Annotated in this window: 22 protein-coding genes; 10 read left to right on the top strand and 12 right to left on the bottom strand. The window is 60.5% G+C overall.

What is annotated here, in order from left to right:
- Positions 1-12 precede the first annotated feature (12 nt).
- Both QCE79_RS19275 and QCE79_RS19270 read right to left on the bottom strand, forming a co-directional pair.
- Positions 13-2,166 (bottom strand): hypothetical protein, encoded by a 2,154-nt coding sequence (locus tag QCE79_RS19275; protein WP_309846983.1) that lies wholly within the window; start codon positions 2,164-2,166, stop codon positions 13-15.
- Between the two features lie 541 nt (positions 2,167-2,707).
- On the bottom strand, positions 2,708-3,238 hold the full coding sequence (locus QCE79_RS19270) for a hypothetical protein (protein WP_309846979.1): 531 nt from the start codon (positions 3,236-3,238) through the stop codon (positions 2,708-2,710).
- Positions 3,239-3,693: 455 nt separating this feature from the next.
- Between QCE79_RS19270 and QCE79_RS19265 the strand changes: the two genes are divergently transcribed.
- Positions 3,694-5,550 (top strand): tannase/feruloyl esterase family alpha/beta hydrolase, encoded by a 1,857-nt coding sequence (locus QCE79_RS19265; protein WP_404989387.1) that lies wholly within the window; start codon positions 3,694-3,696, stop codon positions 5,548-5,550.
- Between the two features lie 45 nt (positions 5,551-5,595).
- On the opposite strand, the gene QCE79_RS19260 is transcribed toward QCE79_RS19265, so the two are convergent.
- Genes QCE79_RS19260 through QCE79_RS19245 form a run of 4 tightly spaced genes read right to left on the bottom strand, consistent with a single transcriptional unit; the run spans position 5,596 to position 9,879 of the window.
- Positions 5,596-6,501 carry an ABC transporter permease gene (locus tag QCE79_RS19260; RefSeq protein ID WP_284503468.1) on the bottom strand — a complete coding sequence of 302 codons (906 nt, stop codon included), beginning with the start codon at positions 6,499-6,501 and terminating at the stop codon, positions 5,596-5,598.
- Between the two features lies 1 nt (position 6,502).
- Positions 6,503-7,417, bottom strand: a complete 915-nt coding sequence (locus tag QCE79_RS19255) for an ABC transporter permease (RefSeq protein WP_244830873.1) — start codon at positions 7,415-7,417, stop codon at positions 6,503-6,505.
- Positions 7,418-7,461: 44 nt separating this feature from the next.
- Positions 7,462-8,775: a PotD/PotF family extracellular solute-binding protein gene (locus QCE79_RS19250; protein WP_244830874.1), complete on the bottom strand. Its 1,314-nt coding sequence runs from the start codon at positions 8,773-8,775 to the stop codon at positions 7,462-7,464.
- Between the two features lie 48 nt (positions 8,776-8,823).
- The gene (locus tag QCE79_RS19245; RefSeq protein ID WP_244830875.1) at positions 8,824-9,879 is read right to left on the bottom strand and encodes an ABC transporter ATP-binding protein; all 1,056 of its coding nucleotides are present in this window, start codon (positions 9,877-9,879) and stop codon (positions 8,824-8,826) included.
- A gap of 251 nt (positions 9,880-10,130) precedes the next feature.
- On the opposite strand from QCE79_RS19245, the gene QCE79_RS19240 reads away from it, so the two are divergent.
- From QCE79_RS19240 to QCE79_RS19215, 6 genes are all read left to right on the top strand, one after another.
- Complete coding sequence (locus tag QCE79_RS19240) at positions 10,131-11,069, top strand: polysaccharide deacetylase family protein (protein ID WP_250469268.1); 939 nt, start codon at positions 10,131-10,133, stop codon at positions 11,067-11,069.
- 11 nt (positions 11,070-11,080) lie between these two features.
- On the top strand, positions 11,081-11,770 hold the full coding sequence (locus tag QCE79_RS19235) for a GntR family transcriptional regulator (RefSeq protein ID WP_309846968.1): 690 nt from the start codon (positions 11,081-11,083) through the stop codon (positions 11,768-11,770).
- 1 nt (position 11,771) lies between these two features.
- Positions 11,772-12,359 (top strand): flavin reductase family protein, encoded by a 588-nt coding sequence (locus QCE79_RS19230; RefSeq protein ID WP_244830878.1) that lies wholly within the window; start codon positions 11,772-11,774, stop codon positions 12,357-12,359.
- 32 nt (positions 12,360-12,391) lie between these two features.
- Positions 12,392-12,784 (top strand): hypothetical protein, encoded by a 393-nt coding sequence (locus tag QCE79_RS19225; RefSeq protein WP_309846963.1) that lies wholly within the window; start codon positions 12,392-12,394, stop codon positions 12,782-12,784.
- A gap of 105 nt (positions 12,785-12,889) precedes the next feature.
- Complete coding sequence (locus QCE79_RS19220) at positions 12,890-14,599, top strand: ATP-binding protein (protein ID WP_309846961.1); 1,710 nt, start codon at positions 12,890-12,892, stop codon at positions 14,597-14,599.
- A gap of 384 nt (positions 14,600-14,983) precedes the next feature.
- Positions 14,984-15,151 carry a hypothetical protein gene (locus QCE79_RS19215; protein ID WP_250469264.1) on the top strand — a complete coding sequence of 56 codons (168 nt, stop codon included), beginning with the start codon at positions 14,984-14,986 and terminating at the stop codon, positions 15,149-15,151.
- 60 nt (positions 15,152-15,211) lie between these two features.
- Here QCE79_RS19215 and QCE79_RS19210 read toward each other — a convergent pair whose 3' ends face one another.
- Together QCE79_RS19210 and QCE79_RS19205 are read right to left on the bottom strand one after the other, a co-directional pair.
- Positions 15,212-15,829, bottom strand: a complete 618-nt coding sequence (locus QCE79_RS19210) for a hypothetical protein (protein ID WP_309846959.1) — start codon at positions 15,827-15,829, stop codon at positions 15,212-15,214.
- 137 nt (positions 15,830-15,966) lie between these two features.
- A complete protein-coding gene (locus QCE79_RS19205) occupies positions 15,967-17,103 on the bottom strand; it encodes a porin (protein WP_244830882.1) in 1,137 nt (378 codons plus the stop codon).
- A gap of 371 nt (positions 17,104-17,474) precedes the next feature.
- Here QCE79_RS19205 and QCE79_RS19200 point away from each other — a divergent pair, with 371 nt between their 5' ends.
- A complete protein-coding gene (locus QCE79_RS19200; protein WP_309848248.1) occupies positions 17,475-19,493 on the top strand; it encodes a TonB-dependent receptor domain-containing protein in 2,019 nt (672 codons plus the stop codon).
- A gap of 28 nt (positions 19,494-19,521) precedes the next feature.
- On the opposite strand, the gene QCE79_RS19195 is transcribed toward QCE79_RS19200, so the two are convergent.
- The 3 genes from QCE79_RS19195 to QCE79_RS19185 are packed head-to-tail and all read right to left on the bottom strand — an operon-like array spanning position 19,522 to position 21,697.
- Complete coding sequence (locus tag QCE79_RS19195) at positions 19,522-19,806, bottom strand: DUF3325 domain-containing protein (RefSeq protein WP_309846956.1); 285 nt, start codon at positions 19,804-19,806, stop codon at positions 19,522-19,524.
- A complete protein-coding gene (locus QCE79_RS19190) occupies positions 19,803-21,419 on the bottom strand; it encodes a PepSY-associated TM helix domain-containing protein (RefSeq protein WP_309846954.1) in 1,617 nt (538 codons plus the stop codon). Before QCE79_RS19190 ends, QCE79_RS19195 begins: the two co-directional genes overlap by 4 nt.
- Positions 21,416-21,697, bottom strand: coding sequence for a DUF3649 domain-containing protein (locus QCE79_RS19185; RefSeq protein WP_250510991.1), 282 nt, complete (start codon positions 21,695-21,697; stop codon positions 21,416-21,418). Before QCE79_RS19185 ends, QCE79_RS19190 begins: the two co-directional genes overlap by 4 nt.
- 307 nt (positions 21,698-22,004) lie before the next feature.
- Between QCE79_RS19185 and QCE79_RS19180 the strand changes: the two genes are divergently transcribed.
- Positions 22,005-23,489, top strand: coding sequence for an MmgE/PrpD family protein (locus QCE79_RS19180; protein WP_309846951.1), 1,485 nt, complete (start codon positions 22,005-22,007; stop codon positions 23,487-23,489).
- A gap of 360 nt (positions 23,490-23,849) precedes the next feature.
- On the opposite strand, the gene QCE79_RS19175 is transcribed toward QCE79_RS19180, so the two are convergent.
- Positions 23,850-25,046, bottom strand: coding sequence for an L-dopachrome tautomerase-related protein (locus QCE79_RS19175; RefSeq protein ID WP_309846949.1), 1,197 nt, complete (start codon positions 25,044-25,046; stop codon positions 23,850-23,852).
- 213 nt (positions 25,047-25,259) lie between these two features.
- Here QCE79_RS19175 and QCE79_RS19170 point away from each other — a divergent pair, with 213 nt between their 5' ends.
- Positions 25,260-25,733 (top strand): hypothetical protein, encoded by a 474-nt coding sequence (locus tag QCE79_RS19170; protein ID WP_244830887.1) that lies wholly within the window; start codon positions 25,260-25,262, stop codon positions 25,731-25,733.
- Positions 25,734-25,737 lie beyond the last annotated feature (4 nt).

Here is a 25,737-nt window from a genome sequence, read left to right as displayed (position 1 = left end):
CTTGCACGAGGATCAGTTCGGGTCCGCGTACTTCAAGGTCCAGCTAAAGTTGCGTTGCGCGCCACCCGCAAGAGAGAACGCATTCGTCTTGCATGCGAAGTTCGAGTGCAACTGGCCGACAGGCGTAGTCGACAGCGGATTGGTGACACCGTTCGCGACATCGAAATTCGACAGCGCGCAAGCATCGAAGCCGCTCGTGGCATAGCTCGTCGCGGCGCTATTGGCGTAGGTGACCGAGTTACCGTTCGCGCCCGCCGCCGTGCTTTGAAAGTCCGCGAACGAGGTAAAGTCCGTTTCCACCGCGAGCGGCGCCGCAAGGGTGGCCGAACTCAATGTGTCCGTACGCGTGATCGTGCCATGCGCGAAAGTCAGCACCGTATGCGCTTGCAGGTCGATATCGGTCGTGTACGCCGCGTTCTTGGTCGCTTGACGGAATTTCGTCGTATCGAAGGAAACGGTCACCTGACCGTTGCTCTCCTGCACGCTCAGATTCTTGTAGTACGTCACCGGAATGTATGTCTTGCCGTTGTACGTCACTTGCGGAATCAGCAAGGCGTAACCCAGGTCGGTCGTGCCGTAGATGAGCTTGTCGGAGAACGGCACCGGATAGTACGGTGAATACGAGTTGTAGTCCGGCGCCTGACTCAGATTCAGGTTGATCACACGCTCGCCATCACGCACCGTCAGCAACGCCGCGTTATACGGATGCGCGCTGTCGCTCGGCAAGTTGTAATAGGTCAGCGTGTAATGAGGCAATGCATCGCGCCATGATTTGAAATCGCTGTCGCTCATGGGGGCTTGGCCGCCGAAGCCGAGCTTGCTCCACCACGCGTTGACGTACATGTACTGATGCAGCAGGCTGAAGTTTTCGCCCATCACGCGAGGCTTGCCGCGATATGTGTCCGTGCCGCGCCCCTTCACCCACATGTTCACGGACGGCGTCGGCAGGTTCGGGTCGTACCAAAAGGTGTCGAAGCGCAGCGCTGCCTTGTAGATGAACGTGTAGGCGACCTGCATCTCCTTGGCACTCAGCACGCCCGCGTTGGCTGCGGCCGTGAGAATCTCCATGAAAGCGGAATCGCCGTAAGGTCCGATCGAGCGGCCGTAGTTGAAGCCCTGCCCGTCCGGATTGATCTGCGGCAGAATCAGATCGATCGACTTGCGCAAATAGCCCTTCAATTCCGGCGTCAAATTCGCTTCGTTGCCCATCTCGAGACTACGCTCGACCGTCTCCGCGATAAGCAGCGTGCTGTAGCGGTCGAAGCGCGCTTGATCGTAGTAGGTCGTATGCGTGTTCGATGCCTCATCCGAGAAGCCGCCCGACGAATCATTGCGGATATGCTTGGTTAACGTGTAGAGCAGCGCATCGCGCGCGCCCATGGTCGCAACCGCCGGGTCCGAAGTGGAGACGAAGCCCGGATTACTCCAGCCGAGCTTCTGTCTCAGCCCGGCAATGCCATATGACACCGCGTAGTAATTCTGCGCCGTGTTGAGCGAAGCCACGTCGATAGACGCGCCGCCAGCCGGGCACGTATTGTCCTTGCCGCTTGCATCGGGGCCGAACATGTCGCAGAACGTGAGGCGGCCTTGCAACGTGTTGAGCATGGCATCGCTAAAGACTTCGTTCAGCATGCCGTTCGCCTTCAAATTGTTGAGGGCGACGAGATAGTAATACTCGCCCCAGGACGTGTTCGCGTAGACGTAGTCGCCGCTCGCGGACTGCGCCATCATCGCCGTGGTTATTTTCTGATAGGTTGCGAGATAGTCGGCGTACTTGGGGTCGCCCTTCTTCTTCATGTCGATGAGGATGTAAGACAGACCAAGCGCCAGCTTGCCCGGCAAGAACTTGTCGCCCGTGTTGGTATCGAGTACGTGCACGGGGCTGCCATCGCCCACATCCATCACGACCTGAGTGAAATCCGGCGACTTGCGGATGAGGTCGAAGAGCGCGCGCATCTGGCCCATCATCGTGATGGGGACGCCGGCGCCGGCGGGCACGCTCGTGTCGTTCGCGCCGTAGACCACGGCTTGAAGCGAATTAGCCGCCACAGCGGCGGGCGGCGGCGTGGAACCATCCGATGAGTCATGGCCACCGCATGCAGCGAGGACGAGCGCCGAGAGCGTGCCGAGCGCGAACGCACGCGTGATTTGCCTGTTTCGATTCATGTTGTCTCCGTCTTTAGTTATGAATGTGGGTAGTGCGGGGGGTTTCTTTTGCGCGTCCTTTGAGCGCTTGATCGACACCGGACGTTATTTGGCCTTCCGAAATTTTTCATCGGAATCGGTGAAGATTAAAAATAATTTGAATGAAGCCCCGAGCTTGAGTCAGCGAACTTCATCGGAAAACGTTTTCCAAATTTAGGCTTTGTAAGCCGATGCTGTCAAACGTTTTATCCAACGACCTGATAGGGGATTACCCGGCACGATCAGGGCATGGTTTTGCATGGAATCGGAGTTTCCGAAACAAAAAGGAAACCGTTTACTCATTTCTCGGCTGCGAACCAAATGTGAGCTTTCGCCGCGAAGTGACGAGAAAGTCGACTTCTGCGCGAGATTGAAGAAACGCGGCATGCGTCTTCTGCCATGCCGTCTGCTTTCGCGCTGCAATAAGGGAATTTGAAACAGGTAACAGCGAGACTCAATCCGCGAACGGCTCATGCGCCTCGAACGAGGCAAGCCGCTGCGGACCGATCGATAGGCTAAACGCCTAACGCACTTCCATCTTGCGCTTTACGATTAGCGCGAGCGGCACCGTGAAGAAGATATGCGACATGAATCCGCCGATGACGACAGCCGGATCATAGTAATTCGGATGATTGTCCGAAGCGATCATGATGGCGACATGCATCACTATCCACGCGAGCACGGCATAGAACAATGCGATGAACGTCGCCTCGTAGCCGCGTCGGCGAAAGTACGGCCAGACGAGTGCGAAGAGAATGCCCCAAGCAATGGCGAACACGAAGTGAATACCCGTGCCAATCACATACGCCCAAATGCCGCTCGCTTCCTGAAACGCTTTTCCGAAGACCAGCCCGGTCGCGTTACGCGGAATGCCCGCGAGGGGCATCAGATGCTGTACGCCTACCCAGATCAATGCTTCGTAGATCCAGATGACGACGGCGCCCGCGAGACCACCGACTACACCGGCGCGTATGGCCGACGACACGCTCGTGGGCCTGGGCGTTGCAATGCCGTTCGGAAACTGACTGCCGCTCGGATGCAGGTTGCTACTCATGGACGCTTCTCCGGAATGGTTATCAGGTGATGACGCAAGCTAGTCCCTGTGTTTGATAACGCAAAGGATGGGTTAACCATGCCCATGGGCCGGAAAATGCACGTCAGCGTGATTTGGCGCGGCGTCGCGCAGCAAGACCATGCGGTGCCCGATAAACAGATTCGATGCCTTCGAAGCGTTTTCGCATGAGTGAGGCGAAGCGTCTCGGTGAAGCCGCGTACGGCATGAAGGACGCTTTCCTTGCGTATCATTTGCCTGGCTATCTGTTTTGTTTATCGGCCACCGGAAGCGCGGTGTGTCCGCTTCGCCTTGGTGCAGCATGCGGGCGCCGCAAACGTTGACGCTTTGGAGCGCCGACGAAGCAGGATTGCCGGGTATACGCCCTCTCCCTATCGCGAAACTCTTTCGTCATCCTCCGTACTCGCTGGAAAGTGACCCGACGACCTCAGGAGACGATGATGCGATTACTCTGCAGCAACCCCGCCCTACTCAGACGATGCATCCGCACGCTATATGCGTGGCTTGCTCTTTTGACGACATGCGTAATCATGGCGCCTCAAGCAATGGCGGCCAATTCAAGCGGTCTAGCCGACCTTCCCTCGATCCTTCCCGCGATGAACTGCGCGGCAGTCGCCACGCTCGATCTAAGCGGCGTCACCGATGGCACCGTCACCATCACCTCGGCAACGGTCCTTGCAAAAGGAACGGTCATCAGCAACCCCGGCATGCCTCCAGGCGCGACGGCTGGACCCGGACTGCCTTCCGAAGTGTGCGATATCAAGGGAACCATAGGCCCTGGCGCATCGCTCTTTGAATTGCGCTTGCCGACGCAAGGCTGGACGCAGCGCTATCTGCAAACGGGATGCGGCGGTCTGTGCGGCAATCTCTCGATCAGCGCGCCGATGGCATCGACCTGCGTGCCGGTCACGAACGGCCAGATCGCCATCTCCGCCACCGACATGGGCCACGAAGGCGGCAACGATGGCGCATGGGCGCTGGATCCGAAAGCCAAGATCGATTTTGCTTATCGCGCGGAGCACGCCATGGCACAGGTATCCAAGGCGATTATCAACAAGTTTTATGCGCGCGCTCCGAAGTACTCGTATTTCGACGGCTGCTCAGACGGCGGACGCGAAGCGCTGATGGAAGCGCAACGCTATCCCGACGACTTCGACGGCATCGTCGCGGGCGCGCCGGCCAACGATCTGATCGTGCAGAACACGTTTCACCACGGCTGGGCGGCGGCGGTCAACATCGACCAGAAGACGGGCAAGTACATTCTGCTCGCCGACAAGTTGCCGATGATCCACGCCGCCGTGCTGAAGTCGTGCGACGGTCAGGACGGCGTGACGGACGGCATCATCGACAATCCGCAGGCTTGTCATTTCGATCCCGCGAGTCTCGTGTGTGCGAAGGGGCAGCCCGACGCCACGTGTCTCACGCCCGCGCAAGCCGCGGTGGTGCGCAAGATCCACGATGGCGCGACGGATCAGTATGGCCGTCATCTCGAACAGCCGATCGCGCGTGAATGGGGTTCGGAATTGCAATGGTCGCTCTTCGTGCCCGCGACGGACGCCGGACCTAGCGGCAGCATCAACTTCGTGATGCCGTTCCTGGCATACCTCGACTACTTCAACGACTCGCGCCCGAACGCCGCGTTCAGCGATCTGAAGTTCACTGTCGAATCGTTCTGGAAGACCGTGCAGACGTCGAACTATCTCGCTGCAACCGATCCCGATCTGAGTGACTTTCATCGACGCGGCGGCAAGCTGATTCTCTGGCACGGCCTGGAAGACCAGCACATCTCGCCGCAATCGACGCTGCAGTACTACGCGAAGATGAAGGAATACATGGGCGACGAGCGCGTCGAGAAGTTCGCGAAGCTGTATCTGTTCCCGGGCGTTGCGCACTGCGGCGGCGGCGACGGTCCCAGCACCTTCGACATGCTGACGCCCGCCATGGCGTGGGTTGAAACGGGCGCGAAGCCGGGCAAGATCGTGGCATCGCTCGTCGATACGACCGGGCAGACCACGCGCACGCGTCCGGTGTTTCCGTATCCGCTGGCAGCGCGCTACACGGGCTCGGGCAGCACGGACGACGCAGCGAACTTCGTCGCGTACAACCCCGGCAACACCAACGTGAATCCGCATTGGGTCGGCGAGTTTCTCTATTCGCCGGGCTATGAAGCGTCATGCAGCGCGAACGGATCGCAACTCGTGTGCAAGGGCGGCAACCACTGGCGCGCCGCTCATACCGGTCATGACGACGACAACGGCTGGAACGACGGCCGCTGGGGGCACGATCATAGGTGATCGCACTTGATTGCATTTGATCGCACGTGAGGAAAGCGCTGGCGCCTACTTCGAAGTCCGGCGCCTGGTCACCGCCCTCACGATCAACAAGCCGCCGACCATGACCGCCAGCGACATCAGCGTGGTCATGGTCCCGAGCGCATAGATGACCGGCGTGGTCACCGATGTCGTCAGTCCCTGCAATTCGAGCGGCAACGTATTCTGCTCGCCGATAGCCTGGGACGTCCGCGCGATTTCATCCCATGACAGCGTGAAGCCGAACATTCCCACGCCAATGACAGATGGCCCGATGATCGGCAACACCACATTCCTGAAGCTCTGCCACGGCGATGCACCCAGATCGCGCGCCGCTTCCTCGTAAGCCGGATTGAAGCGGTTGAAGACAGCGAACATCACGAGCAAACCAAACGGCAGCGTCCACGTCAGATGGGCGCCGAGCGCGGAGGTGAAGAGGCCCATCGACGTGGTCCACGAATCCGCGAAGGAAGTAAAGCCCCACTCGTTCGCCAGATACTTGATCACGTTGTCGAGCAGACGAAACGTGAGACCGATACCGAGCGACACGATGATCGACGGCATGATGAGACTCGCCACCGACACATAGAACACGGCCGTATCGCCACGAAAACGCCTTCTGAAGGCGAGACCCGCCGTGACCGAGAACAGCACGGTCAGCACCGTGACCGCGAGCGCGAGCTTCACGGAGCGGCCGAACGAAGCCCAGATATCGATATCGCCCACACCCTGACGCAACTGCTCGAACCAGTGCAGCGAGACGCCGCGCATGGGAAAGGTCAGACCGCCTTCGGGACCTTGAAACGAGAGAATGAAAATGGTGATGACCGGTCCATACAGGAATAGCACGAACAAGCCGAACAGCAACGCGAGCCAGTAAAAGCTGGCGGGCCGGTGCTCCCGATGTTTCTTCAATCCCGCAATGCCGCTGGCCATGTCAAAGCTCCTTCCTGATATCGACCACACGCGTGAGCGCCCACACGATCATCAGCACGACGGCCAGCAAAATGATCGCGTTGGCCGCCGCGGCGGGAAATTGCAGATAGCCCGTCTGCACCTGAATGATCTTGCCCACCGACGCAATCTGCTGTCCACCCATTACGCCCACTGTGAGAAAGTCGCCCATCACGATGGTGATGACGAAGATCGAGCCAATGACGATTCCGGTCTTCGAGAGCGGCAACACGACATCGCGGATCACCTGCCAGCCGCTCGCCCCGCCATCGCGCGCGGCTTCCAAGAGCGACTTGTCGATACGCATCATCGCGTTGAAGATCGGCACGATCATGAAGAACGTGAACAGATGCACGAACGCGAGCACCACCGAAAAGTTCGAATACAGCAGCCATTCCAGCGGTTGATCGATGAGATGCGCGTTGATCAGCGCCTGATTCACGAGCCCGTTACGGCCGAGCAGCGGAATCCACGAGATCATGCGGATGACGTTGGACGTCCAGAACGGAATCGTGCAGAGCAAAAAGAGAATGGTCTGCATGGCCGTGGTGCGCACGTGAAACGCGAGGAAGTACGCAATGGAGAAACCGAGCACGAGCGTCACGGCCCATACCATTGCGCAGAACTTGAGCGTCGACCAATATGTCTTGAAGGTCACGCAGACATCGGTGAAGGAACTGCAACCGTCGAAGATCGCCACATAGTTCTTGAGCGTGAACGCCGGGATGATCTGATATTCGTTGAAATCCCAGAAGCTCACGATCAACGTGATCACGAGCGGCACGATGAAGAACAGCACGAAGGTGAGCGTCAGCGGCGTGGCCTGCAACCATGCGCTCACGCGCCGATGACGCTTCGGCGCTTCCTTCGCTTGCGACAGATACTCGACGGATGCCATCAGCAAATGCTCCTTGTGTGCATCATGTGAACCTCACGTGAACATCAGGCGGCGATGAACTCGTTCCACTTCTGCACCATGTAGATGTTCTCGTCCATCACCGCGTTCCAGCATGCAATGGCGCCCATGCGCTGCGTGTACGAGCCACCGTCGCGCACCGCGCCGGTCTTTTCGAGCAACTGGCCATCGGGTGCCTTGATGTCCTGCGTCGCGGGCTTGCCTTCCATCCAGTAGTCCCACTCGTAAGCCTGCATGTGCGTCTTGGCCGTCTCCGTCACGCCGGGGTAATAACCCTGGCGCATTAGATAGGCGCCCGCCCAGCCGTCCTGGAACCAGTTGACGAACTCATAGGCCGCATCGAGTTTCTTGCCTTGCAGCGAACGCGGAAAGCCGAAGCCCGACGCCCACGAGCGATAACCTTCCTTCAGCGGCTGAAACGTGCAGGCGATACCCATGGTGCGCACCTTCGTGACCGCGGGCGACCACATCGACTGAATGACCACTTCGCCCGATGCCATGAGGTTCACGCTTTCGTTGAAGTCGCGCCAGAAGGCGCGGAACTGACCTGCGCGCTTCGCTTCAATCAGCACCTTGATGGTCTGATCGATCTCGGCCTTGGTCATGTTGCCTTTGTCGCCGTACTTGACCTGACCCATTGCTTCGATGGCCATTGCCGCATCCATGATGCCGATAGCCGGAATGTTGAGCAGCGCCGCCTTGCCCTTGAATTGCGGATTCAACAAGTCGGCCCACGTGTTGACGGGACGCTTGATGAGGTCCGGGCGAATGCCGAGCGTATCCGCGTTATACGTCGTGGGAATGAGCGTCATCCATTCGGTAGGCGTCGCGGAGAACTCCGTCGAGCGCGCGCCCTTCAAGAACATCACTTTCTTCGGGGCCGTGCCCTGATCGCCAATCTTCTTGCCGTTCACTTCGCCCTTCGTGAGCACCGGCGTGATCTTGTCCGCGAGCTTGATGCGCTTCGCATCCATGCCGGCCAGCGTGCCCGCCGGAATCAGCTTCTTGAGGGAAAAGTATTCGGTATCGACGATATCGAACGAGTTGGGCTGCGTAATGATGCGCTTGGTGACGTCATCGGTCGTCACCGGAATGTATTGAATCTCGATGCCCGTGTCTTCCTTGAACTTCTTCGCAATGTCCGCGCTCTGGTTGACCGCCGTGCCGAGATAGCGCAAGGTGATCTTCTCTTGTGCATGCACGTAAGGGAACCCGGCAATGCCCGCCGCCGCCACGGCGCCCTTGATGAAAGTGCGGCGCGTGCGGCCGCGGCTTTCCAGTTCCTCTTTGGTCTCTTTGATTTCCTGAGTCGCTTGCGGACGTGCGTTGTCATTGCTCATAGCCTTCCTCCTCGTTTCGGGTTTTGATGTGTTTGGCTCAAGCGCGCATCACGCCGCGAGCGGATGCGCGTTGCGTTGATCCCACCAGACAGTCACGCGCGCATCGGGGCCGAGGCGCTCGGCGTCGTAGTCGGCATCGCTGACGATAGAAACGAGTTCCGGGGAACCGTCGAGCGGCACGAGCGTCATGCGCACATGCGTGCCTTGATACTCGGCCTCGCGCACCGTGCATGCGAGTCCGCCGATGCGGCTCAGTCCTCCCTCGCCCGCGCTCGTGCCGGGCGTCGTGCCCTGCGGCGCGATCCGCAGATGATCCGCACGCACCGTGAACAGCCCGCCCTTCGAACCGAGCACGTTATGGCCGCCGAGAAAGCGCGCGACGAATTCGGTGCGCGGCCGGTTGAAGACTTCAAACGGCGTGCCGCTTTGTTCGATATGACCGTGACTCATCACGACGACGAGATCGGCGAGCGCCATTGCTTCTTCCTGCGAGTGCGTGACGTGCACGAAAGTGATGCCCAGTTCTTTCTGCCAGCGCTTGAGTTCGGCGCGCATCTGCACGCGCAGGAAAGGATCGAGCGCGGAGAGCGGTTCGTCGAGCAAAAGACAGCGTGGTTCATTGAGCAAGGCGCGCGCGAGTGCCACACGCTGCTGCTGCCCGCCGGAAAGCTGCGCCGGCTTGCGGTTCGCGTAGGGCGACATGGCGACGAGTTCGAGCAGTTCGCCCGCGCGCTTTCTGCGTGCTTCCTTCGCGACGCCGCGCATCTTGAGGCTGAAGGCGACGTTATCGAGCGCGGACAGATGCGGAAAGAGCGCGTAGCTTTGAAAGACCATCGCGGTGCCGCGTGCGGCCGGCTGTTCGCGCGTGACGTTGCGCCCGCCGATCAGCACATCGCCTTCGGAAATCCACTCGTGCCCCGCGATCATGCGCAAAGTCGATGTCTTGCCGCAGCCCGAAGGACCGAGCAGGCAACAGTACGCGCCGCCGGGAATGCGCAGGTCGATCGCATCGACGGCGACGGAATCCGCATAGCGCTTCGTCACGTGAACGAGTTCGATATCGGCGGCTGTCGCGTGAACCACGGTTGATGCCGGCTGAACCATGAAGGCTTGTCCTTATGAACGCGCTGACGGGAAATGGCTTGCAGCGCGAAGCCATTGCAAGACATATGCCATTTGCTGTCGTGGTTCGGCTTCATCGCATGCAACGCGTAGCGCAGCATGCGTGTCGACACGTTGGCTCGCATATTGCACACGATCGCAAGCCTCGATCGTCGGCACGTCGCGACGCGAGGCGTGTACGTTCGCGGTGCGCAACAGGTCCGCCTTGGGGCACGACGTAACCAAACCGGTTCATGCATTCATCGACAATGAGCGACTTCAATCCCGATGTACTCCGATCGCACGGCCGTTTCGACTATCAAGCGATTCATCATGGCGAGCCGTATTGCTGGCCGAACGGCGCGCGTCTCGCGGTTTATCTCGGCTTCAACCTCGAACACTTTGCGTTCGGCGAAGGACTGGGGGCCGCGCTCGGACCACTATCGCCGCAACCGGATGTTCTCAACCATAGTTGGCGCGAGTACGGGAATCGCGTGGGCGCGTGGCGTTGCATTGAATTGTTCGATGCGCTCGACATGCCCGCGGGCACGCTCATCAACACGTCGCTTTACGATCATTGCCCCGAGCTGATCGAAGCATGTGTGGCGCGGGGCGATGAACTCATCGCGCACGGTCACACGAACGCCGAGCGTCAGAGCGATTTCGACGAAGCCGGCGAGCGCGCACTGCTCGCGCACTGTCGCGAACGCATCCTTGCGGAGTCGGGCGTGATGCCGCAAGGATGGCTATCGCCGTGGATCTCGGAGACGCATCACACGCCGGACCTCCTTGCCGAAACGGGTTACGGCTACACGCTCAACTGGTGTCACGACGACCGGCCCGTGCGCATGAAAACACGTCACGGCGCGCTGTGGTCCGTGCCTTATCCGCAAGAGCTGAACGATCTGCCGATGATCATGGCGCGGCATCTCGACATGTGCGCGTTCACCGACATGATCGTCGACCAGTTCGATGAAATGGTCGAACAGACGCAACGCGCGAGCACGCCGCAGGGCCTCGTCATGGGAATTGCGCTGCATCCGTATATCGTCGGGCAACCGTATCGCTTGCGTCATTTACGGCGCGCGCTCGCGCATATCGCGGCGGCGCGCAACGACATCTGGCTCACCACGCCCGGCGCAATCGCGCGGCACATGGAACAGGCGGCGAGCACGGCCGCGCGCGCCGCATGAGCTCGCCGCGCATGCGTGATCAAGCCGATGCCGCCGATATGCGCATCTATCGAAGCATCTTCGACGGTGTGCTGAGCCGGCGTCTCGCGCCCGGCACCAAGCTGCCCGAGCCGGAACTGTGCGAGCTCTTCGGCGTGGGCCGCGCAGTGGTCCGGCGCGCGCTCGAAAAGCTCGCGTACGACGGCATCGTGGTGTTGCGGCCCAACAAGGGCGCGGTGATCGCACAACCGACGCGCGAGGAAACGCGCGAGGTGTTCGAAGCACGCCGCTCGGTGGAACGCGCGCTCGTCGAACTCGCGGCGGAGCGCGCGAGCAGCGCGGATATTGCCGCCTTGCGCGAGCAACTCAACCAGGAACACGAAGCGATGCACCGCTTCGATCAACCGTCATGGGCGCGCCTCGCGAGCGAGTTTCATCTGCGCATCGCGGCGCTCGCGGGCAATGCCATCCTGCTGCAGTATCTGAACGAACTCGTCTCGCGCTGCTCGCTTATCGTTGGCGTCTATGAACCGGCGGGCAACGCGCCATGCGAGCACGACGAGCACACCGCCATTCTCGATTGCCTCGAACGACGCGACTCAAAAGGCGCGGCGGCGCATATGAGCGCGCATCTGCAGGGACTCGAAGCGCGTATAGAAACCACACGGATGCCGGGCACCAAGAGCCTTGCGCATCTGCTCGGCATTGAAAAGGTGCAATGACATGGAAATCGACTTCGAGGCCATCACCGAATACCAGCGCTACAAGCTGATGGCAAGCCTCATCGTGCCACGGCCCATTGCGCTCGTGACCACGCTCGGTGCGGATGGCACCGTGAATGCCGCGCCTTTCTCGATGTTCAACATGCTCGGCGAAGAACCGCCCATCGTGATGATCAGCATCAACCGGCTCGCGGATGGCACGTTGAAAGACACAGCCGCGAACGTGCCGCGCGAGAAGGAATTCGTCGTCCATCTCGCCGATGAAGCAATCGCCGAGCAGATGCATCGCTGCGGCGAACGCTTCGCCGCCGATGTCAGCGAACTCGACGCGGTTGGTTTCACCGCGCTGCCGTCGCTGCGCGTGAAGCCGCCGCGCATCGCCGAGGCGCCCGTCGCGTTCGAATGCGTGTTGTGGGAAACGCTGGAAACCGCGAGCCGGCACATCTTCATCGGCAAGGTATTGATGCTGCACGCACGCGACGAACTCATCGACCTCGACACCTGGCGCGTGCGCTTACAGCATTACTTTCCGGTCGGGCGCTTCGGCGCAAGCGATTACGTGACGACCCGCGACCGCTTCGAGTTGTAACATGGAGACCGTCAAGGCTCGCGACCGCCATCATGCCCTCCACCGTCCGCAATTCGCTGCTATGGGTTTTCGAGCCGCTCGAGAGCGATGACACGTTCATTCAAAAGCGCATGTTCGGTTCCGACGCCGCGTATATCGATGGACTGATGTGTCTCGTGGCCGCCGACCGCGACAAGCCCTGGAATGGCGTGCTCGTATGCACCTCGCAAGAGCATCATGCAGCGCTCATCGAAGACATTCCGGCTTTGCAGCCACATCCCGTGCTCGGAAAATGGCTTTACGTGCCGCAGGAAGATCCGGCGTTCGAAGACACGGCGCGTCGGCTCGCGGAACTCGTACTCGCTCGCGATCCGCGCATCGGCGTCGTGCCGGGTGCGCGCAAACGGCGCAAACCAGCGAAGCGCAGCGCGCTTGCACGGACTTGAGCCTGTCCGATAACGCACGGCGAACCAGCGTACACTGAGCGACTGCGCACGATCAGGTTCCATGATCGGTCAGCGCCTTTCGCTACCCGTTCTGCCCTCGTACTCATGCCCAAATCAACGCACAGTGGCGCGGCCGTGCCCGCCACCGAAGCGGAACGTCTCTATACGCTGCGAAGCTTCGACGTACTCGATTCGTTGCCCGAACCCGCTTTCGACGACATCGCCACGCTGGCCGCGACGATCTGCCAGTCGCCTATCGCGCTCGTTTCGCTGATCGACCGCGACCGGCAATGGTTCAAGGCGTGTATCGGTCTCGGCGCACGCGAGACGCCACGCGATCAGGCATTCTGCGCGCATGCCATTCTGGAACCGACCTCGCTGCTGGTGATCGAGGACGCGACGCTCGATCCGCGTTTCAGGGACAACCCGCTCGTGCTCGGCGAGCCGCATATCCGCTTTTATGCGGGCGCGCCTATCGTCACGGACGACGGTCACGCGCTCGGCACCGTCTGCGTGATCGACCGCGAGCCGCGTGCCTTGAGCCAGGAACAATGCACGGCGCTCGAATCGCTCGCGCGTCAGGCTGCCATCATGCTGAAGCTGCGGCGCATGGGCATTCAGCGCGGCGAGGAGAAACGCGAGCTGCAGCGCAAGATCACCGACGCACTCGCCGATGATGACGCCGCGCACGAAACGTTCAAGCAGAATCAGCGCGTGGGTTCGGTCGGGCAGTTGACGGGCGGCATCGCGCACGACTTCAACAATCTCCTGCAGACCATCAGCACGTGTCTGCAACTCGTCGAGCATCGCGCGCACGATGCGGATCAGGTGCGCCGTTGGAGCGCCAACGGTCTGCAGGCGGTCACGCATGGCGCGGCGCTCATTAGGCAATTGCTGACGTTTTCCCGGCAGGAATCGGTCGAACAGGAGTCGCTGTGCGTCACGCGTTCGGTGCACGGCATGAAGGAACTGCTGGCGCGCGTGCTCGGGCCCGAAACCCAGCTCGCGTTTCAGCTTCGCTCCGAAGGCGTTCGCGTGCTGACCAACGCGACGCAACTCGAAGCGGCGCTGCTCAATCTCGTCATCAACGCACGGGACGCAATGCAAGGACGCGGGAGAATAGAAGTCGCCACACGTGTTTTCGAAGCCGAGGGCGACCCCGATCTCGCGAATGGCAATTACGTGGAGCTGCGCGTGTCGGATACCGGCCCCGGCATGCCGCCCGAAGTCGCCCGGCGCGCGTTCGAGCCTTTCTTCTCGACCAAGCCCGAAGGCAAGGGCACGGGGCTCGGGCTTTCGCAGGTGTATGGCGTGGCGCTCAAGGCGGGCGGGATCGCGCGGATTGGCACGGAACCGGGCGCGGGCACGACCGTTTCGCTGTATCTGCGAACGGCCGTTCAGGAAGCGGGCGATGCTGACGGCGAATGCGAATCGGCGAGCCCGGTCGCGCTGCGAAAGCGCGTGCGCATCATTCTGGTCGATGACGAAGCCAACGTGCGCGAAGCGTTATCTGAACTGCTGCGCGACGCGAACTACGATGTCGAAGCGGTGAGCGGCGGCATTGCGGCGCTGCAGGCGATCGATCGTTCGCCGCCCGATGTCGTTGTGACCGATCAGGCCATGCAGGGCTTGAACGGCGGCTTGCTCGCGCGCATTCTCGCGGAAACGCATCCGCGTCTGCCGGTGATGTTCATGACCGGCTACGACGATATCGATGCCGTCAAGGCGACGCTGCCCGAGGACGCCATCGTATTGCGCAAGCCCGTCTTACTCGATGAATTCGCGCAGGGCGTGCAGACGTTGCTGGGCGACTAGCGCTGTGGCTCGTTGCGCGGCCAGCTGCAAGAAAACGACTGAGCGTTTCCGCAGTGCAGGGAAACAAGGTAAGGACTGATGGAGGGATAGTTCGCCGGTTTCCCAGTTGCTCGTCTATGGATTTTCCTGACGGTATCGATTGCAATCCACAGGTGGCCGCGCGCGCGAGCTTTCGTCGAGTTTAACGAAATACCGCTAAACGTGCGCCGGGAGCGTGCAAATTCCGTGGCAGTCCCGCAAAAAACAACGCCATTGTTGTTTTAACGAGCGCTGATGTTTTCCCCAAGTTACACTCCGCTTCGCAGTCTCTACAGTGCTCACCGCGCATGCGGCGAAGGCCTCGCCGCCGCGCATTTCCAAGCCTTTCTTCTCTGCGAGTTCCTGATGAAAATGTCTCTCAAGAAAGCTGTTGCCCTGTTGGCGGTCGCCGCTATCTTCGCACCGAGCGTGTCGTTCGCCGAAGCGCAATATCCGAACAACAAGCCGCGGCCTGCTTACAAGAAGCACAGCCACAAGCATCACGCAAAGAAGGCCGCCGCGGCATCGCAGTAAGCAGGATCATGAATGCCGGGCGCGGCATTCAGCGGGCTTCATGCTCGCCGATTGCCGCGCTCAACCTGCATCGCCTGAGCTGATCACCGTCTGCATGCTCTTCAGAAGCGTGCGCAGATATCGCAGTAACCCCACCGTATCGCCAAATTCCATGAAGCCGGGCTTTTCTCCGTCGCTGAAAAGCCGTGCGCCGTCGAGCGCTTCGTCGATGATGATTCCGCCATACGCCGCGTGCGGACGATAAACGCCCGTCTCGACATGCAAGGTATTGGCATTGACGGCGGCATCGCGGATACGCATCAGAAACTGCACTTCGGGCGTGCGCGAACCGGACAGGCGATGCGCATCGAAGAAATCGGCGACGGCGAGAATCGCGTTCGTCGACGGCACGCGAAGCGCGAAAGCCATGCGATCGGCGGGTTCGTCGAGTGACGGAAGCGACGGCGGCGGATCGTCCGGCGCGCGCTTGGCAGGCATGCCGTCTTCGCTATGCGTGTGCGCTTCGGGATGCGCGTGGCGCATCGTCAGGAGCCGCTCCACGCCGCTGAAATCGGGTGGAGGACCGCCATTCTCGATCCATCCGCTCAATAGCGCCGCGTGGATATAGAGCGATTGCAACTGGGCGTCGATAAACGCGACACCCATGCGGCAGACATCGGGGGACTGATTCTCGGGCATGTCGTCTCCTGTGAGGCGGAGTCAGCGCAAGCGCGCTGACTCCGGTCCTTCTTCGAATAGCACGAAAGATCGCAATATTCGCACCAGCAAGAGGCGACATCGACGGCGCGGTGCGAACGCGCCGTCATCGATAGCACTTAGAAAATGTTGCGCAGCCCGATGGAAACGCCCGTTTGATTCGAGCGTCCCGGCAGTTCCACGAAGCCCGCGCCCGTTACCTTGTTGAAGTCCACCGTGCCGTAGACTTCGGTGCGCTTGGACAACGCATATTCCGCGACCGCCACGCCCGTATAGCGATTGCCGCTGCCGACTTCTCCACCGCCGATCGCCGCATTCTTCATGTGGTCGTAGTAGAACGCGCCGGTGAGCAAGAGCGCGGGCGTCACTTGATAGGTGATGCCGGCGAAGGGCCCATCGTCGCGACGACCCGAGCCTTTGAGGATATCCACGCCCGACACGAGATCGCGTTGCGACAGCGTGCTATCGACGAAACCGGTGTCATCCGTCGAATGCAGATAGCCGACGTAGAGCTTTGCCTGACCGATGGTATAGACCGCGTTGGCGTTCCAGATCTTCTGCTTGTTGCTGGCGTTGTCGCTGTTTTGCTGGTAGCCGCCGCCGATGGCAAGCGGCCCCACGGCATACGAAGCCGTGAAGCCGTACATGTTGCCCGCGCCCATGTGACCCGGCACCTGGCCCGAGAAGCCGCCCGCGCCCGTCGACGTGTAGTTGGTGCCGAACGAGTACATCGCCGCGACCGTCAGGCCCGCGAACGTGCCGTTGTACTTCACCGCGTTATCCGCATAGAGACCGGCGCCGAGCGCGACCGGCAACCACGCATTCTCGAAGTAGTTACCGACCGTGAGCGGGTCGTAGGTATCGCCCAGCATGTCGAAAAGCGGCGTCTTCTGGCGGCCGAGCGTGAGCGTGCCGTACTGGTTCGACAGACCGACATACGCCGCGCGATTGAACTCGCGCTGGCTATCCGAGTACTGGCCGTTCTGCAATTCCACGCCGCTTTCCAAACGGAAAATCGCCTTGAGACCGCCGCCGAGATCTTCAGTGCCTTTCAAGCCGATCCGGCTATTGGTGATTGCGCCGTTGGTCATGAACACCTTGCCGTCGTTGTTGGCATTGGCGTTGGTGAGATAGCGCACGCCGACGTCGGCGACGCCGTACAGCGTGACCGAGCTTTGCGCGAATGCGGTGTGACAGGCGAGTGCAATGGCCGTGATGCCAAGGGCGGATACGGCACGCGATGTGATCGTCTTCATGGATGTCGTGAGCTGGATGCTTTGATCGATGTTGTATGTCGCGCTTTGCCGATGGCTCTCGTGAAGCCGATCGAAAAAAGCACGCGGACTTTTATCACATCGAATATCGCAGCGGACACGATGGGGCAAGTCATCGCAAAAAGGTGTGGTGTTTTGCGCAACTGACGCGCGTTGTTTAGTCAATCACGTGACACTGGCGTTTTTGTAAAGATACGTTATATCATCTCACCGCCTGCGGTGGATGCCGTTCCTTACGCCTCCGTACGCTCATCGGATGCAACGTTATATCATTTCGACAGGAGTAGTGAATCTTGCACCACACGCCTTTCGCTCATCCAGCGCCGCGCAGAAAGCGCCTCTTGCCACTCGGCATGCTGCTGGTCACCGCCGTGGCACGCGGCCAGACGGCCGCCGGCAACGTAACGGACACCGCGCTCACGCCGGTATTCGTCACGGCGAATCCGCTTGGATCGAACCAGTTGATGTCGCCATCCAGCGCGCTCGACGGCGACGCCCTCGCTCTGCGACGCGGCGATTCGCTCGGCGAGACGCTCAACGGTCTGCCGGGCGTCTCCACGACGACTTACGGTCCGATGGTCGGCCGGCCGATCATCCGTGGCATGGACGGCGACCGCATCCGCATATTGCAAAACGGCGTCGCGGCCTTCGATGCATCGTCGCTCTCGTACGATCACGCCGTCCCGCAAGATCCGCTTTCAGTGGAGCGCGTCGAGATCGTGCGCGGACCGGCGGCGCTGCTATACGGCGGCAACGCGATAGGCGGCGTGGTGAACACCATCGACAACCGCATTCCGCGCGAGCCGATCAAAGGCGTCTCCGGTCAGGCCGATGCCAGCTATGGCGGCGCCAACGATGCGCGCGCGGGCGCGGCGCTCGTGGAAGGCGGCAACGGGCAGTTCGCGTTTCACGTCGATGCCTTCGACCGCGAAACCAGCAAGGAGCGCGTCCCCGGCTTTACGCACTCGGATCGCCAGCGCGCGCTCGACGGACCGGACGCGCAAGAGGCCTACGGCAGCATCCCGAATAGCGACGGGCGCTGGAACGGCGGCGCGATCGGCACGTCCTACACCTGGGCCGACGGATATGCGGGTGTGAGCTACAACGGCTACGAAGCGAACTACGGATCGGTCGCCGAAGACGATGTGCGTCTGCGCATGCATCAGGATCACGTGACGGCGGCATCGGAGATACGCAATCTGCAAGGACCGTTCAGCCAGCTCAAGTTCAACTTCGGCTATACCGATTACGAACACAAGGAGATCGACGACGGCGAAACTGGCACGACCTTTCGTAACCACGGCTACGAGGCGCGCATCGAGGCGCGTCACAAGAAGATCGGTCCGTTCGATGGCGCCATCGGCGTGCAGTTGAGTCAAAACACATTTTCCGCGCTCGGCGACGAAGCGCTCGTGCCGACATCGCAGACGACGAGCGCCGCGCTCTTCGGACTCGAGGAATGGGCCGTCAACGACGCGCTCATGCTCAGCGTCGGGGCACGCTACGAGCATGTGAAGATCGACCCGACGGCGGGCGGCAACGAGAAATTCGCATCGGCGATGTCGCGTGATTTCAACGCGGGAAGCGTGTCCGCGGGCGCGTTGTTCAAGCTGAATCCGATCTGGTCCGTGGTCGGCAATCTCGCCTACACCGAGCGCGCGCCGACTTACTACGAACTCTTTGCCAACGGTCCGCACGATGCCACCGGTCAGTACCTGATCGGCAATCAGGACGCGCAGAAGGAAAAGGCCGTGTCCACCGACTTGTCCTTGCGCTTCGCGAGCGGCCCCAACAAAGGCAGCGCGGGCGTGTTCTACAGCCGCTTTCGCAACTATCTGACCGAGTTCAACACGGGCCGTCTCGTCAACGACGACGACACGCCCGTGGCGCCAGGCACCGACGACGCGCTCGACGAAGCGGTTTATCGCGGCGTGCGCGCGGAGTTTTACGGCATCGAAGTGGATGGCAAATGGCGCGTGCTCGATCAAGGCGCGCATCGGCTCGATGTGGAAGTCGTCGCCGATTACACGCATGCCCGTAATTTCGATACCGGCGAAGCCTTGCCGCGCATCTCGCCGTTGCGCACGACGCTCGCGCTCGACTACGGCTACGGTCCTTACGGCGCGCGCGCGGAAATGGTTCACGCGTGGGCGCAGCATCGCGTGCCGGAGAACGATCTGCCGACGGGAAGCTACACGACGCTCGGGCTCACGCTCACGTACAAGTTCCGCGTCGGACCAACGGACTGGCTCGCTTACGTGCGCGGACAGAACCTGACGAATCAGGAAGTGCGTTACGCGAGTTCGGTCGTAAGGGACATCGCGCCTGAAGGCGGTCGTAGCGTGATGATCGGATTACGCACGGCGTTTTGATGGATGCGAGGCGTGGGCGATGCTTCATTCATCCACGAACCTCGCGTCGCTCAAGCAAGATGAGCGCGCCATATACGATGCCTGCGGCAAGGCTCGTGCATCCGCTAAAGCTCACGAGTCCGAGCGCCCAGCCTTCGCCGCCGACGAGGTATCGAAGCGCGAGCACGAGGCCGCACCATCCGGCGGTGCGAAACGCGCGCGACTGACCGCGTGACAGCTCGCGTCCGAAGAGGGTCTCTTGATGCCGCTCCATTGCCGGCGCAAGAAACGCGAATGACACGACGCAGACCAGCAAGGCGATTCCCTGCGTCACGTGCTTTCCTCCTCGGTTTCCTTCATCGTCACCTTGCGCTCGTCGACGGTTCTCGCGGGCTTCACGCGCGGCGTGTGACGTGCTGTGCGTATCGCCAATGCGGCATGCAACGCGGCGAACGCCCACATCATCAGATCGAATCCGGCGAACACCCAATCGCCTTCCGGGACACTTCGCCAGAACGGCCTTTGCGTCGTGAAGGCATTGAGCACCGGCAAGAGCGCGAGCACGGCAGCCGCAAGCCAAAGCAGTTCTATCCACGCGCGCTTCGCGGGCCGCGCGAACACCCACGGCAACGTTGCCGCCCAGATGGCGAAGAACAGGTTGATCTCCGCTTCGGCGCGGTCGTGCATCGACACGGGCAATAGTCGATTCGCCCACAGATATCCGGTCATGGCGATGGAAAGTCCCGCAATGCTCGCGATATTCAGCCGCTCGACGAGCCAGAAGCCGAAGTATGGCCGCGTCGGATCGAGCAGCTTTTGACGGCGTTTGACCGTCCACATGACGAGGCCGGTGCCGACCATCGCCGTGCCCGCGAGACTGACGATGAAATACAGCCAGCGCAGTTGCAGACCGCTGAAGCGCCCGAGATGCAACGCATAGAGCACACCGCGCGTTTCGGCGGCTGCGCCCACGCTGTCTTTCACGTCGATGAGTTTGCCCGTCACGCCATCGAAGAGAAGATACTGCGGACTCATCGATACACGCACCGCATCGCCACGCGATACGGCCACGCGTGCCGCGCCGTCGCCCGGATTCGTGATCGTCACTCGTCCCGCATTTTCCCGGCCCCAGCGCGCTTCGGCTTCGCGCACCATCGGAGCGATGGGCGCGAGCGGAACCTTCGTTCCATCGGGCTTGCCCGGTTGAATGAATGCGCTCAGTTGCGCCGTCATCTGCTGGCGTTCCGCGGGCGTCTTGAATGCGGCCGATGCGCCGAACGGCATGTACATCGCCATCAACGTAACGAGACCGGTGTAGGTGATCATCAAGTGGAACGGCAGGCCGAACACCGACAGCGCATTGTGCGCGTCGAGCCATGAGCGTTGTCCCTTGCCCCATCGAAACGTAAAGAAGTCGATGAAAATCTTTTTGTGCGTGATGACGCCGCTTACGATTGCGACCAGCATGAACATCGCGCAGAAGCCTGCAATCGAGCGTCCCCACAGCGCGGGCATGTAGTAAAACTGGAAATGAAAGCGGTAGAAGAAGTCACCGCCGAGCGTCTCGCGCGTAGTCACTTTCTGGCCGGTTGCAGGATCGAAGCTCGCTTCCGAAAACGTGCGCCGGCCCTGCGCCGCGCCCGGCGTGCGCCAGAACGATCCCATCACGCTGCTGCGATCGTTCGGCAAGTCGAAGCTCCACTGCGAGCTTCCCGCAGCGATGGTGCCGAGCGTCGCGGCGACGCGTTCGGCAGCGGATGCCGCGTCGGGCAAGACCTTTTGATGCGCGACTTCCGGGCGCATCCACTGCGAGATCTCGTCCTTGAAGTAGCTGACCGTGCCGGTGAGAAACATGGCATAGAGAATCCACCCGACGAGCAGACCGGCCCATGTATGCAGGTCCGACATGCTCTGGCGGATGCCGCGCGGTTTGACGTCTGCCTTCATACCGACCACGCCGCGATCAGGAGCGGTATCGATAAGATAAGGCATCCGAACCATGCGCGCGTTGCGCTCCGCACCGCGAAGACCCAGATCACCGCGCATACGTAGACGACGAAACTTGCCAGCATGCCGGTGAGCACCGCTTGTGGCTTGCTCATCGGCAGCGCGAGCGCGGCGACGCTCGTCAGGGCGGCAAGCGTGTAACCGCCGAGCATCGCGCAGACGATGCGCGATACGAGCGGCCCCACGCGGGCAATTCGGTTCGTAATCAAACCAGTCATTGGCTGGCGAATCCTTTAGTTCATGAGTGCGCTGTGTCCCGTCGCGGACACGCGCCGTGTGACCGACGCCGATGGCATCGAAACAGATGGCCGACAGAAGTTGCAAGCGCGATGGTCACGCAAGCCAGCGGCATGATCGATTCAGGCTAAATGATAACCATTATTAATAACAGTTGCTGAGCGAGGCTGTCAAGGAAAGGTCCTATCACGCTGGAGGACCGTGAGTCTGATCTCTTCGGGAGCGAAACCTGCTCGCCGCGATACCATGTCATCTATCACGGCATGAGTACTCAAGGAGACAAAGAAAATGTCCGCATTCGACCGTCGTAATTTTCTCAAGACCAGCGCAGCGAGTGCCTTGGCATCGGCTACCGTCAGTCCGGCCGCGTTCGCTCAATCTAACGCGGCTAAGGCTTCTTCACCTGCACCCGCAAGCGCACCCAACGCCCGCCCGCCGAAAGTCACACGCATACTTGCGGAGTTCATCTGCAAGACGAGCTATCAAGATTTGCCCGCGCCAGCACGCAAGGAAGGCGTGCGCACGCTCATGAACTGGGTCGGCGTCGCGGTGGGCGGCTCGCACGATGAAACCGTCAGTCGCGCCGTCGCCGCGCTCACGCCATTCTCGGGTCCACCACAGGCCAATCTGCTGGGCCGCGCCGAGCGCTTCGACATCATGAACGCGGCGTTTATCAATGGCGTCAGCAGTCATATCTTCGACTACGACGACACGCATCTCAAGACGATCATTCACCCAGCGGGTCCCGTGGCATCCGCGATCCTCGCGTTCTCGCAATACCAGCCTGTGTCGGGCAAGGACTTCCTCAACGCACTCGTGCTGGGTGTCGAAACCGAATTGCGCATTGGCAATGCCGTGTATCCCAATCACTACGATGTCGGCTGGCACATCACCGGAACATGCGGCGTATTCGGTTCGGCCGTCGCGACCGGCAAGCTCATGGGACTGAGCGTTCAGCAAATGGTATGGGCGCTGGGACTTGCAGCGTCGCAACCGGTAGGACTGCGCGAGTCATTCGGCTCGATGAACAAGAGCTTCAATCCGGGGCGCGCCGCCGCGAACGGCATCTTCGCGGCCTTGCTGGCGGCAAGGGATTACACGAGTTCTGACGGCATGATCGAAGCCAAGCGCGGATGGGCGAGCACCATCAGCACGAAGCAGGATTACCGCGAGATTACCGAAGGTCTGGGATCGCATTACGAATCGACCTTGAATACGTACAAGCCGTTTGCATGCGGCATCGTCATTCATCCGGCAATAGACGCTGCAATTCAGCTTCGCAACGAAAACAAGCTGCAAGCGGATCAAATAGAACGTATCGATCTTCGCGTGCATCCTCTCGTCATTGAGTTGACGGGGAAGAAGACGCCGCAGATCGGGCTCGAAGGCAAATTCAGCATCTATCATGCGGTAGCGATTGCGATAATCGACGGCGCGGCCGGTGAGAAGCAGTTCAGCGATGCGAAGGTGCGCGACCCGAACACCATCGCGTTGCGCGACAAGGTGAATGCGATCATCGATCCCGCGATAAAACCGGAACAGGTCGACATGACGATCGTGCTGAAGGACGGCCGCAAGCTGCACAAGTATATTCAGCACGCTATCGGCAGTACCGAAGTGCCGATGACCGATCAGCAATTGGAGAAGAAGTTCTCCGATCTCGCCGATGGGATTCTCTCGCCCGAGCAAACTCGCGCGTTGATGGATAACTGCTGGCAGGTCGAGCAATTAGGGAACGCCGGAGATATTGCGTTGGCGGCGCTTCCACGTTGAATCGTGCATACCGACTCAGCCAAGCAAATTCTCCATACCGATACCTCATTAACCGACCCGACGGACTGCCCTTCAGTGCACGCAGTTTCGAACTCTGTGCGTCGCATTGTCCCCGGATGGTTGCTGGCAATAGCGGCACCGCTTAACGAAGGCAAGGTGGTGCCAGCACGGAGTCGTCATGTAGCGACGGGCTGTCACTGTGTGCTCGAACATCGCTCGTCGAATCCTCCGGAGCCTGCGCGGCAGATCGCGCAATGGCTCATCGACGAAATGCGAAGCGAACTGGCAAGTGCGTGGCCCTTGCTTGACTCGCTAGAGGCAATCCGTCGATGAGCCGCAGCATCAACCGCCAGGCTAAACTCAACCCGCCAACCCATGCGCCGGCTGCTTCGGCAAGCGCACGCGAAAGATCGCGAACTTGCCTTCGCGCGGGTAAGGATTGGAGAAGTTGTTCAACTCATGCAAATGCGAATCCGCGATATACAAGTAGCCGTTTTGAATAGCAAAGCCATCTGCCCATGAAAGCTGCGGATGCTTGCCTACCAGCGTCTTCTGCACGAGCCCGGGCTTGCCATGCTTCTCGACGACATCGAAGCCCACCACGGTCCTGTTCTCCAGATCGCCACCGTATAGCACGCCAGCTGGACTCATGATGAGACCGCCGGTCAACGCGCCGTCGCCGAGAAACTGCACCTTCTTCGATAGGGCGTCAGCAGAAAGCGACGTATCGATAAGCGCCTTGGTCGGTACTCGCCAATAGTGGTGATCCGTGAGCGGCCGGTAATAAAGCCATTCGCGATCGGGCGAAAGCGCAATGCCATCGGTCTGTAAGACGAGGACGCTGCCATCGCCCTTGCGCGCAATCTGATCGCGGAACATGAGATGCTGCTGCGGGTCCGACACGCTCGACTTGTCGCCCGCGAGCACGAGACGCGACTCGCCAGTTGCAAGGTTCGTCACTGCCACGCCGCCCTGATTTGCAGCATTGCTCAAATACACGTAGCCGTGTTTCAGATCGACGCGAATGTCGTTGAGCGAGTCCTTCGGCGTCACCACACTGCCATAGTCGAACCGACGCACGATCTTCTTCGTAGCCAGATCGAACTCGATCAGCTTCGGTGGCTGACGTGTCTGATCGACCGATGTCAGCGACGAGTCGAGCGCCCACAGATGGTCCTGTTCATCGACCCATAGCGCCTGCACCGAGATCCACTGATGCGAACCATCTTCATCCGGTTTGAAAACATTCCAGCGTTCGTCGGGAAACGGCGTGAGCGCGCCGGTCTTCGTATCGACTTCGACCATGCTGTAACGCGATCGCTTCGCCGAAGCCGGCGCCGTGGCGAACACACGCCCCTCCTTCGATACGCCGATTCCCACGAGACGAAAATCATCGTCGAAAGTTGCCACGGTTTCCAGACGAGGCGCGTTTTTTGCACCTGCAGCAAATGCCGTCTGCGTCGCTGCACCCACACTCATCGTGCCGAGCAAACCCGCGCCGATGGAAGCAAGCACGCGTCGCCGCATGTTCGATTGTCGTGATTCATCGTTGTGCATCAAGTCTCCTTCGCATGGCTTGGACTGTTTCCGTGGCGCGTTGAAAGCGAGTAACCCGTGTTCAACACATACACCGATGCCGCAAGTTTGGAACCAGCCCGCAGCAACGGTGTCGCACCAGTATTCAAGCGGTTCGCGTCGTTCGGCAATCCTGCACCATTCGAGGGACGCGCGCCGTTTCATCAATCGATACGCTCATCGAAAGGAGCCCGCATGTCACGTTTGACGATCGCTTTCGCTTTTCTTTTCACGTTGCTGACAGGATGTAGCGCCATTCGAACGCATGAAGCCCGCAACACTGACGGCGCGCTCATCGGCTCCAATGTGCTCGATCTGGTGCAGTCCGTCGGCATTCCCGACAAGACCATGAAGCTCGTGGATCGCAATAGCCCAAGCGACCGTATGGAAGTGCAGTGGAATTTTTCCAACTCCGATGCGGCGCTCGACTTGAACGCGCTCGTGCTGGATTTGAAGGTGGGTGGCGCTGGCAAGTGCAGCATGACCGCGACCGTCAATCGTTGGGGCGGTCAGGTCACGGGCGTGAACTTCCCGCAAGCGCATAGCGACAGTGTCGGTTCGGATTACGGCGCATGCGAACCGCTCGTGGCTGAAGCGCTCACGCACAATCCGCACACGCCTATCGATCCGACCTGGGACGCTTTCTCGCTCGTCGGCGCAGCCAAGTAAGCGC

This window comes from Caballeronia sp. LZ003, assembly GCF_031451465.1.
Taxonomy (GTDB): domain Bacteria; phylum Pseudomonadota; class Gammaproteobacteria; order Burkholderiales; family Burkholderiaceae; genus Caballeronia.
This window is presented reverse-complemented; position numbering and strand designations above follow the sequence as displayed.

Bases quoted from the DNA above. Each gene is read 5' to 3' on its own strand.
- QCE79_RS19275 (WP_309846983.1), bottom strand. From the start codon at position 2,166: ATGAATCGAAACAGGCAAATCACGCGTGCGTTCGCGCTCGGCACGCTC.
- QCE79_RS19270 (WP_309846979.1), bottom strand. From the start codon at position 3,238: ATGAGTAGCAACCTGCATCCGAGCGGCAGTCAGTTTCCGAACGGCATT.
- QCE79_RS19265 (WP_404989387.1), top strand. From the start codon at position 3,694: ATGATGCGATTACTCTGCAGCAACCCCGCCCTACTCAGACGATGCATC.
- QCE79_RS19260 (WP_284503468.1), bottom strand. From the start codon at position 6,501: ATGGCCAGCGGCATTGCGGGATTGAAGAAACATCGGGAGCACCGGCCC.
- QCE79_RS19255 (WP_244830873.1), bottom strand. From the start codon at position 7,417: ATGGCATCCGTCGAGTATCTGTCGCAAGCGAAGGAAGCGCCGAAGCGT.
- QCE79_RS19250 (WP_244830874.1), bottom strand. From the start codon at position 8,775: ATGAGCAATGACAACGCACGTCCGCAAGCGACTCAGGAAATCAAAGAG.
- QCE79_RS19245 (WP_244830875.1), bottom strand. From the start codon at position 9,879: ATGGTTCAGCCGGCATCAACCGTGGTTCACGCGACAGCCGCCGATATC.
- QCE79_RS19240 (WP_250469268.1), top strand. From the start codon at position 10,131: ATGCATTCATCGACAATGAGCGACTTCAATCCCGATGTACTCCGATCG.
- QCE79_RS19235 (WP_309846968.1), top strand. From the start codon at position 11,081: ATGCGTGATCAAGCCGATGCCGCCGATATGCGCATCTATCGAAGCATC.
- QCE79_RS19230 (WP_244830878.1), top strand. From the start codon at position 11,772: ATGGAAATCGACTTCGAGGCCATCACCGAATACCAGCGCTACAAGCTG.
- QCE79_RS19225 (WP_309846963.1), top strand. From the start codon at position 12,392: ATGCCCTCCACCGTCCGCAATTCGCTGCTATGGGTTTTCGAGCCGCTC.
- QCE79_RS19220 (WP_309846961.1), top strand. From the start codon at position 12,890: ATGCCCAAATCAACGCACAGTGGCGCGGCCGTGCCCGCCACCGAAGCG.
- QCE79_RS19215 (WP_250469264.1), top strand. From the start codon at position 14,984: ATGAAAATGTCTCTCAAGAAAGCTGTTGCCCTGTTGGCGGTCGCCGCT.
- QCE79_RS19210 (WP_309846959.1), bottom strand. From the start codon at position 15,829: ATGCCCGAGAATCAGTCCCCCGATGTCTGCCGCATGGGTGTCGCGTTT.
- QCE79_RS19205 (WP_244830882.1), bottom strand. From the start codon at position 17,103: ATGAAGACGATCACATCGCGTGCCGTATCCGCCCTTGGCATCACGGCC.
- QCE79_RS19200 (WP_309848248.1), top strand. From the start codon at position 17,475: ATGCTGCTGGTCACCGCCGTGGCACGCGGCCAGACGGCCGCCGGCAAC.
- QCE79_RS19190 (WP_309846954.1), bottom strand. From the start codon at position 21,419: ATGAAGGCAGACGTCAAACCGCGCGGCATCCGCCAGAGCATGTCGGAC.
- QCE79_RS19185 (WP_250510991.1), bottom strand. From the start codon at position 21,697: ATGACTGGTTTGATTACGAACCGAATTGCCCGCGTGGGGCCGCTCGTA.
- QCE79_RS19180 (WP_309846951.1), top strand. From the start codon at position 22,005: ATGTCCGCATTCGACCGTCGTAATTTTCTCAAGACCAGCGCAGCGAGT.
- QCE79_RS19175 (WP_309846949.1), bottom strand. From the start codon at position 25,046: ATGCACAACGATGAATCACGACAATCGAACATGCGGCGACGCGTGCTT.
- QCE79_RS19170 (WP_244830887.1), top strand. From the start codon at position 25,260: ATGTCACGTTTGACGATCGCTTTCGCTTTTCTTTTCACGTTGCTGACA.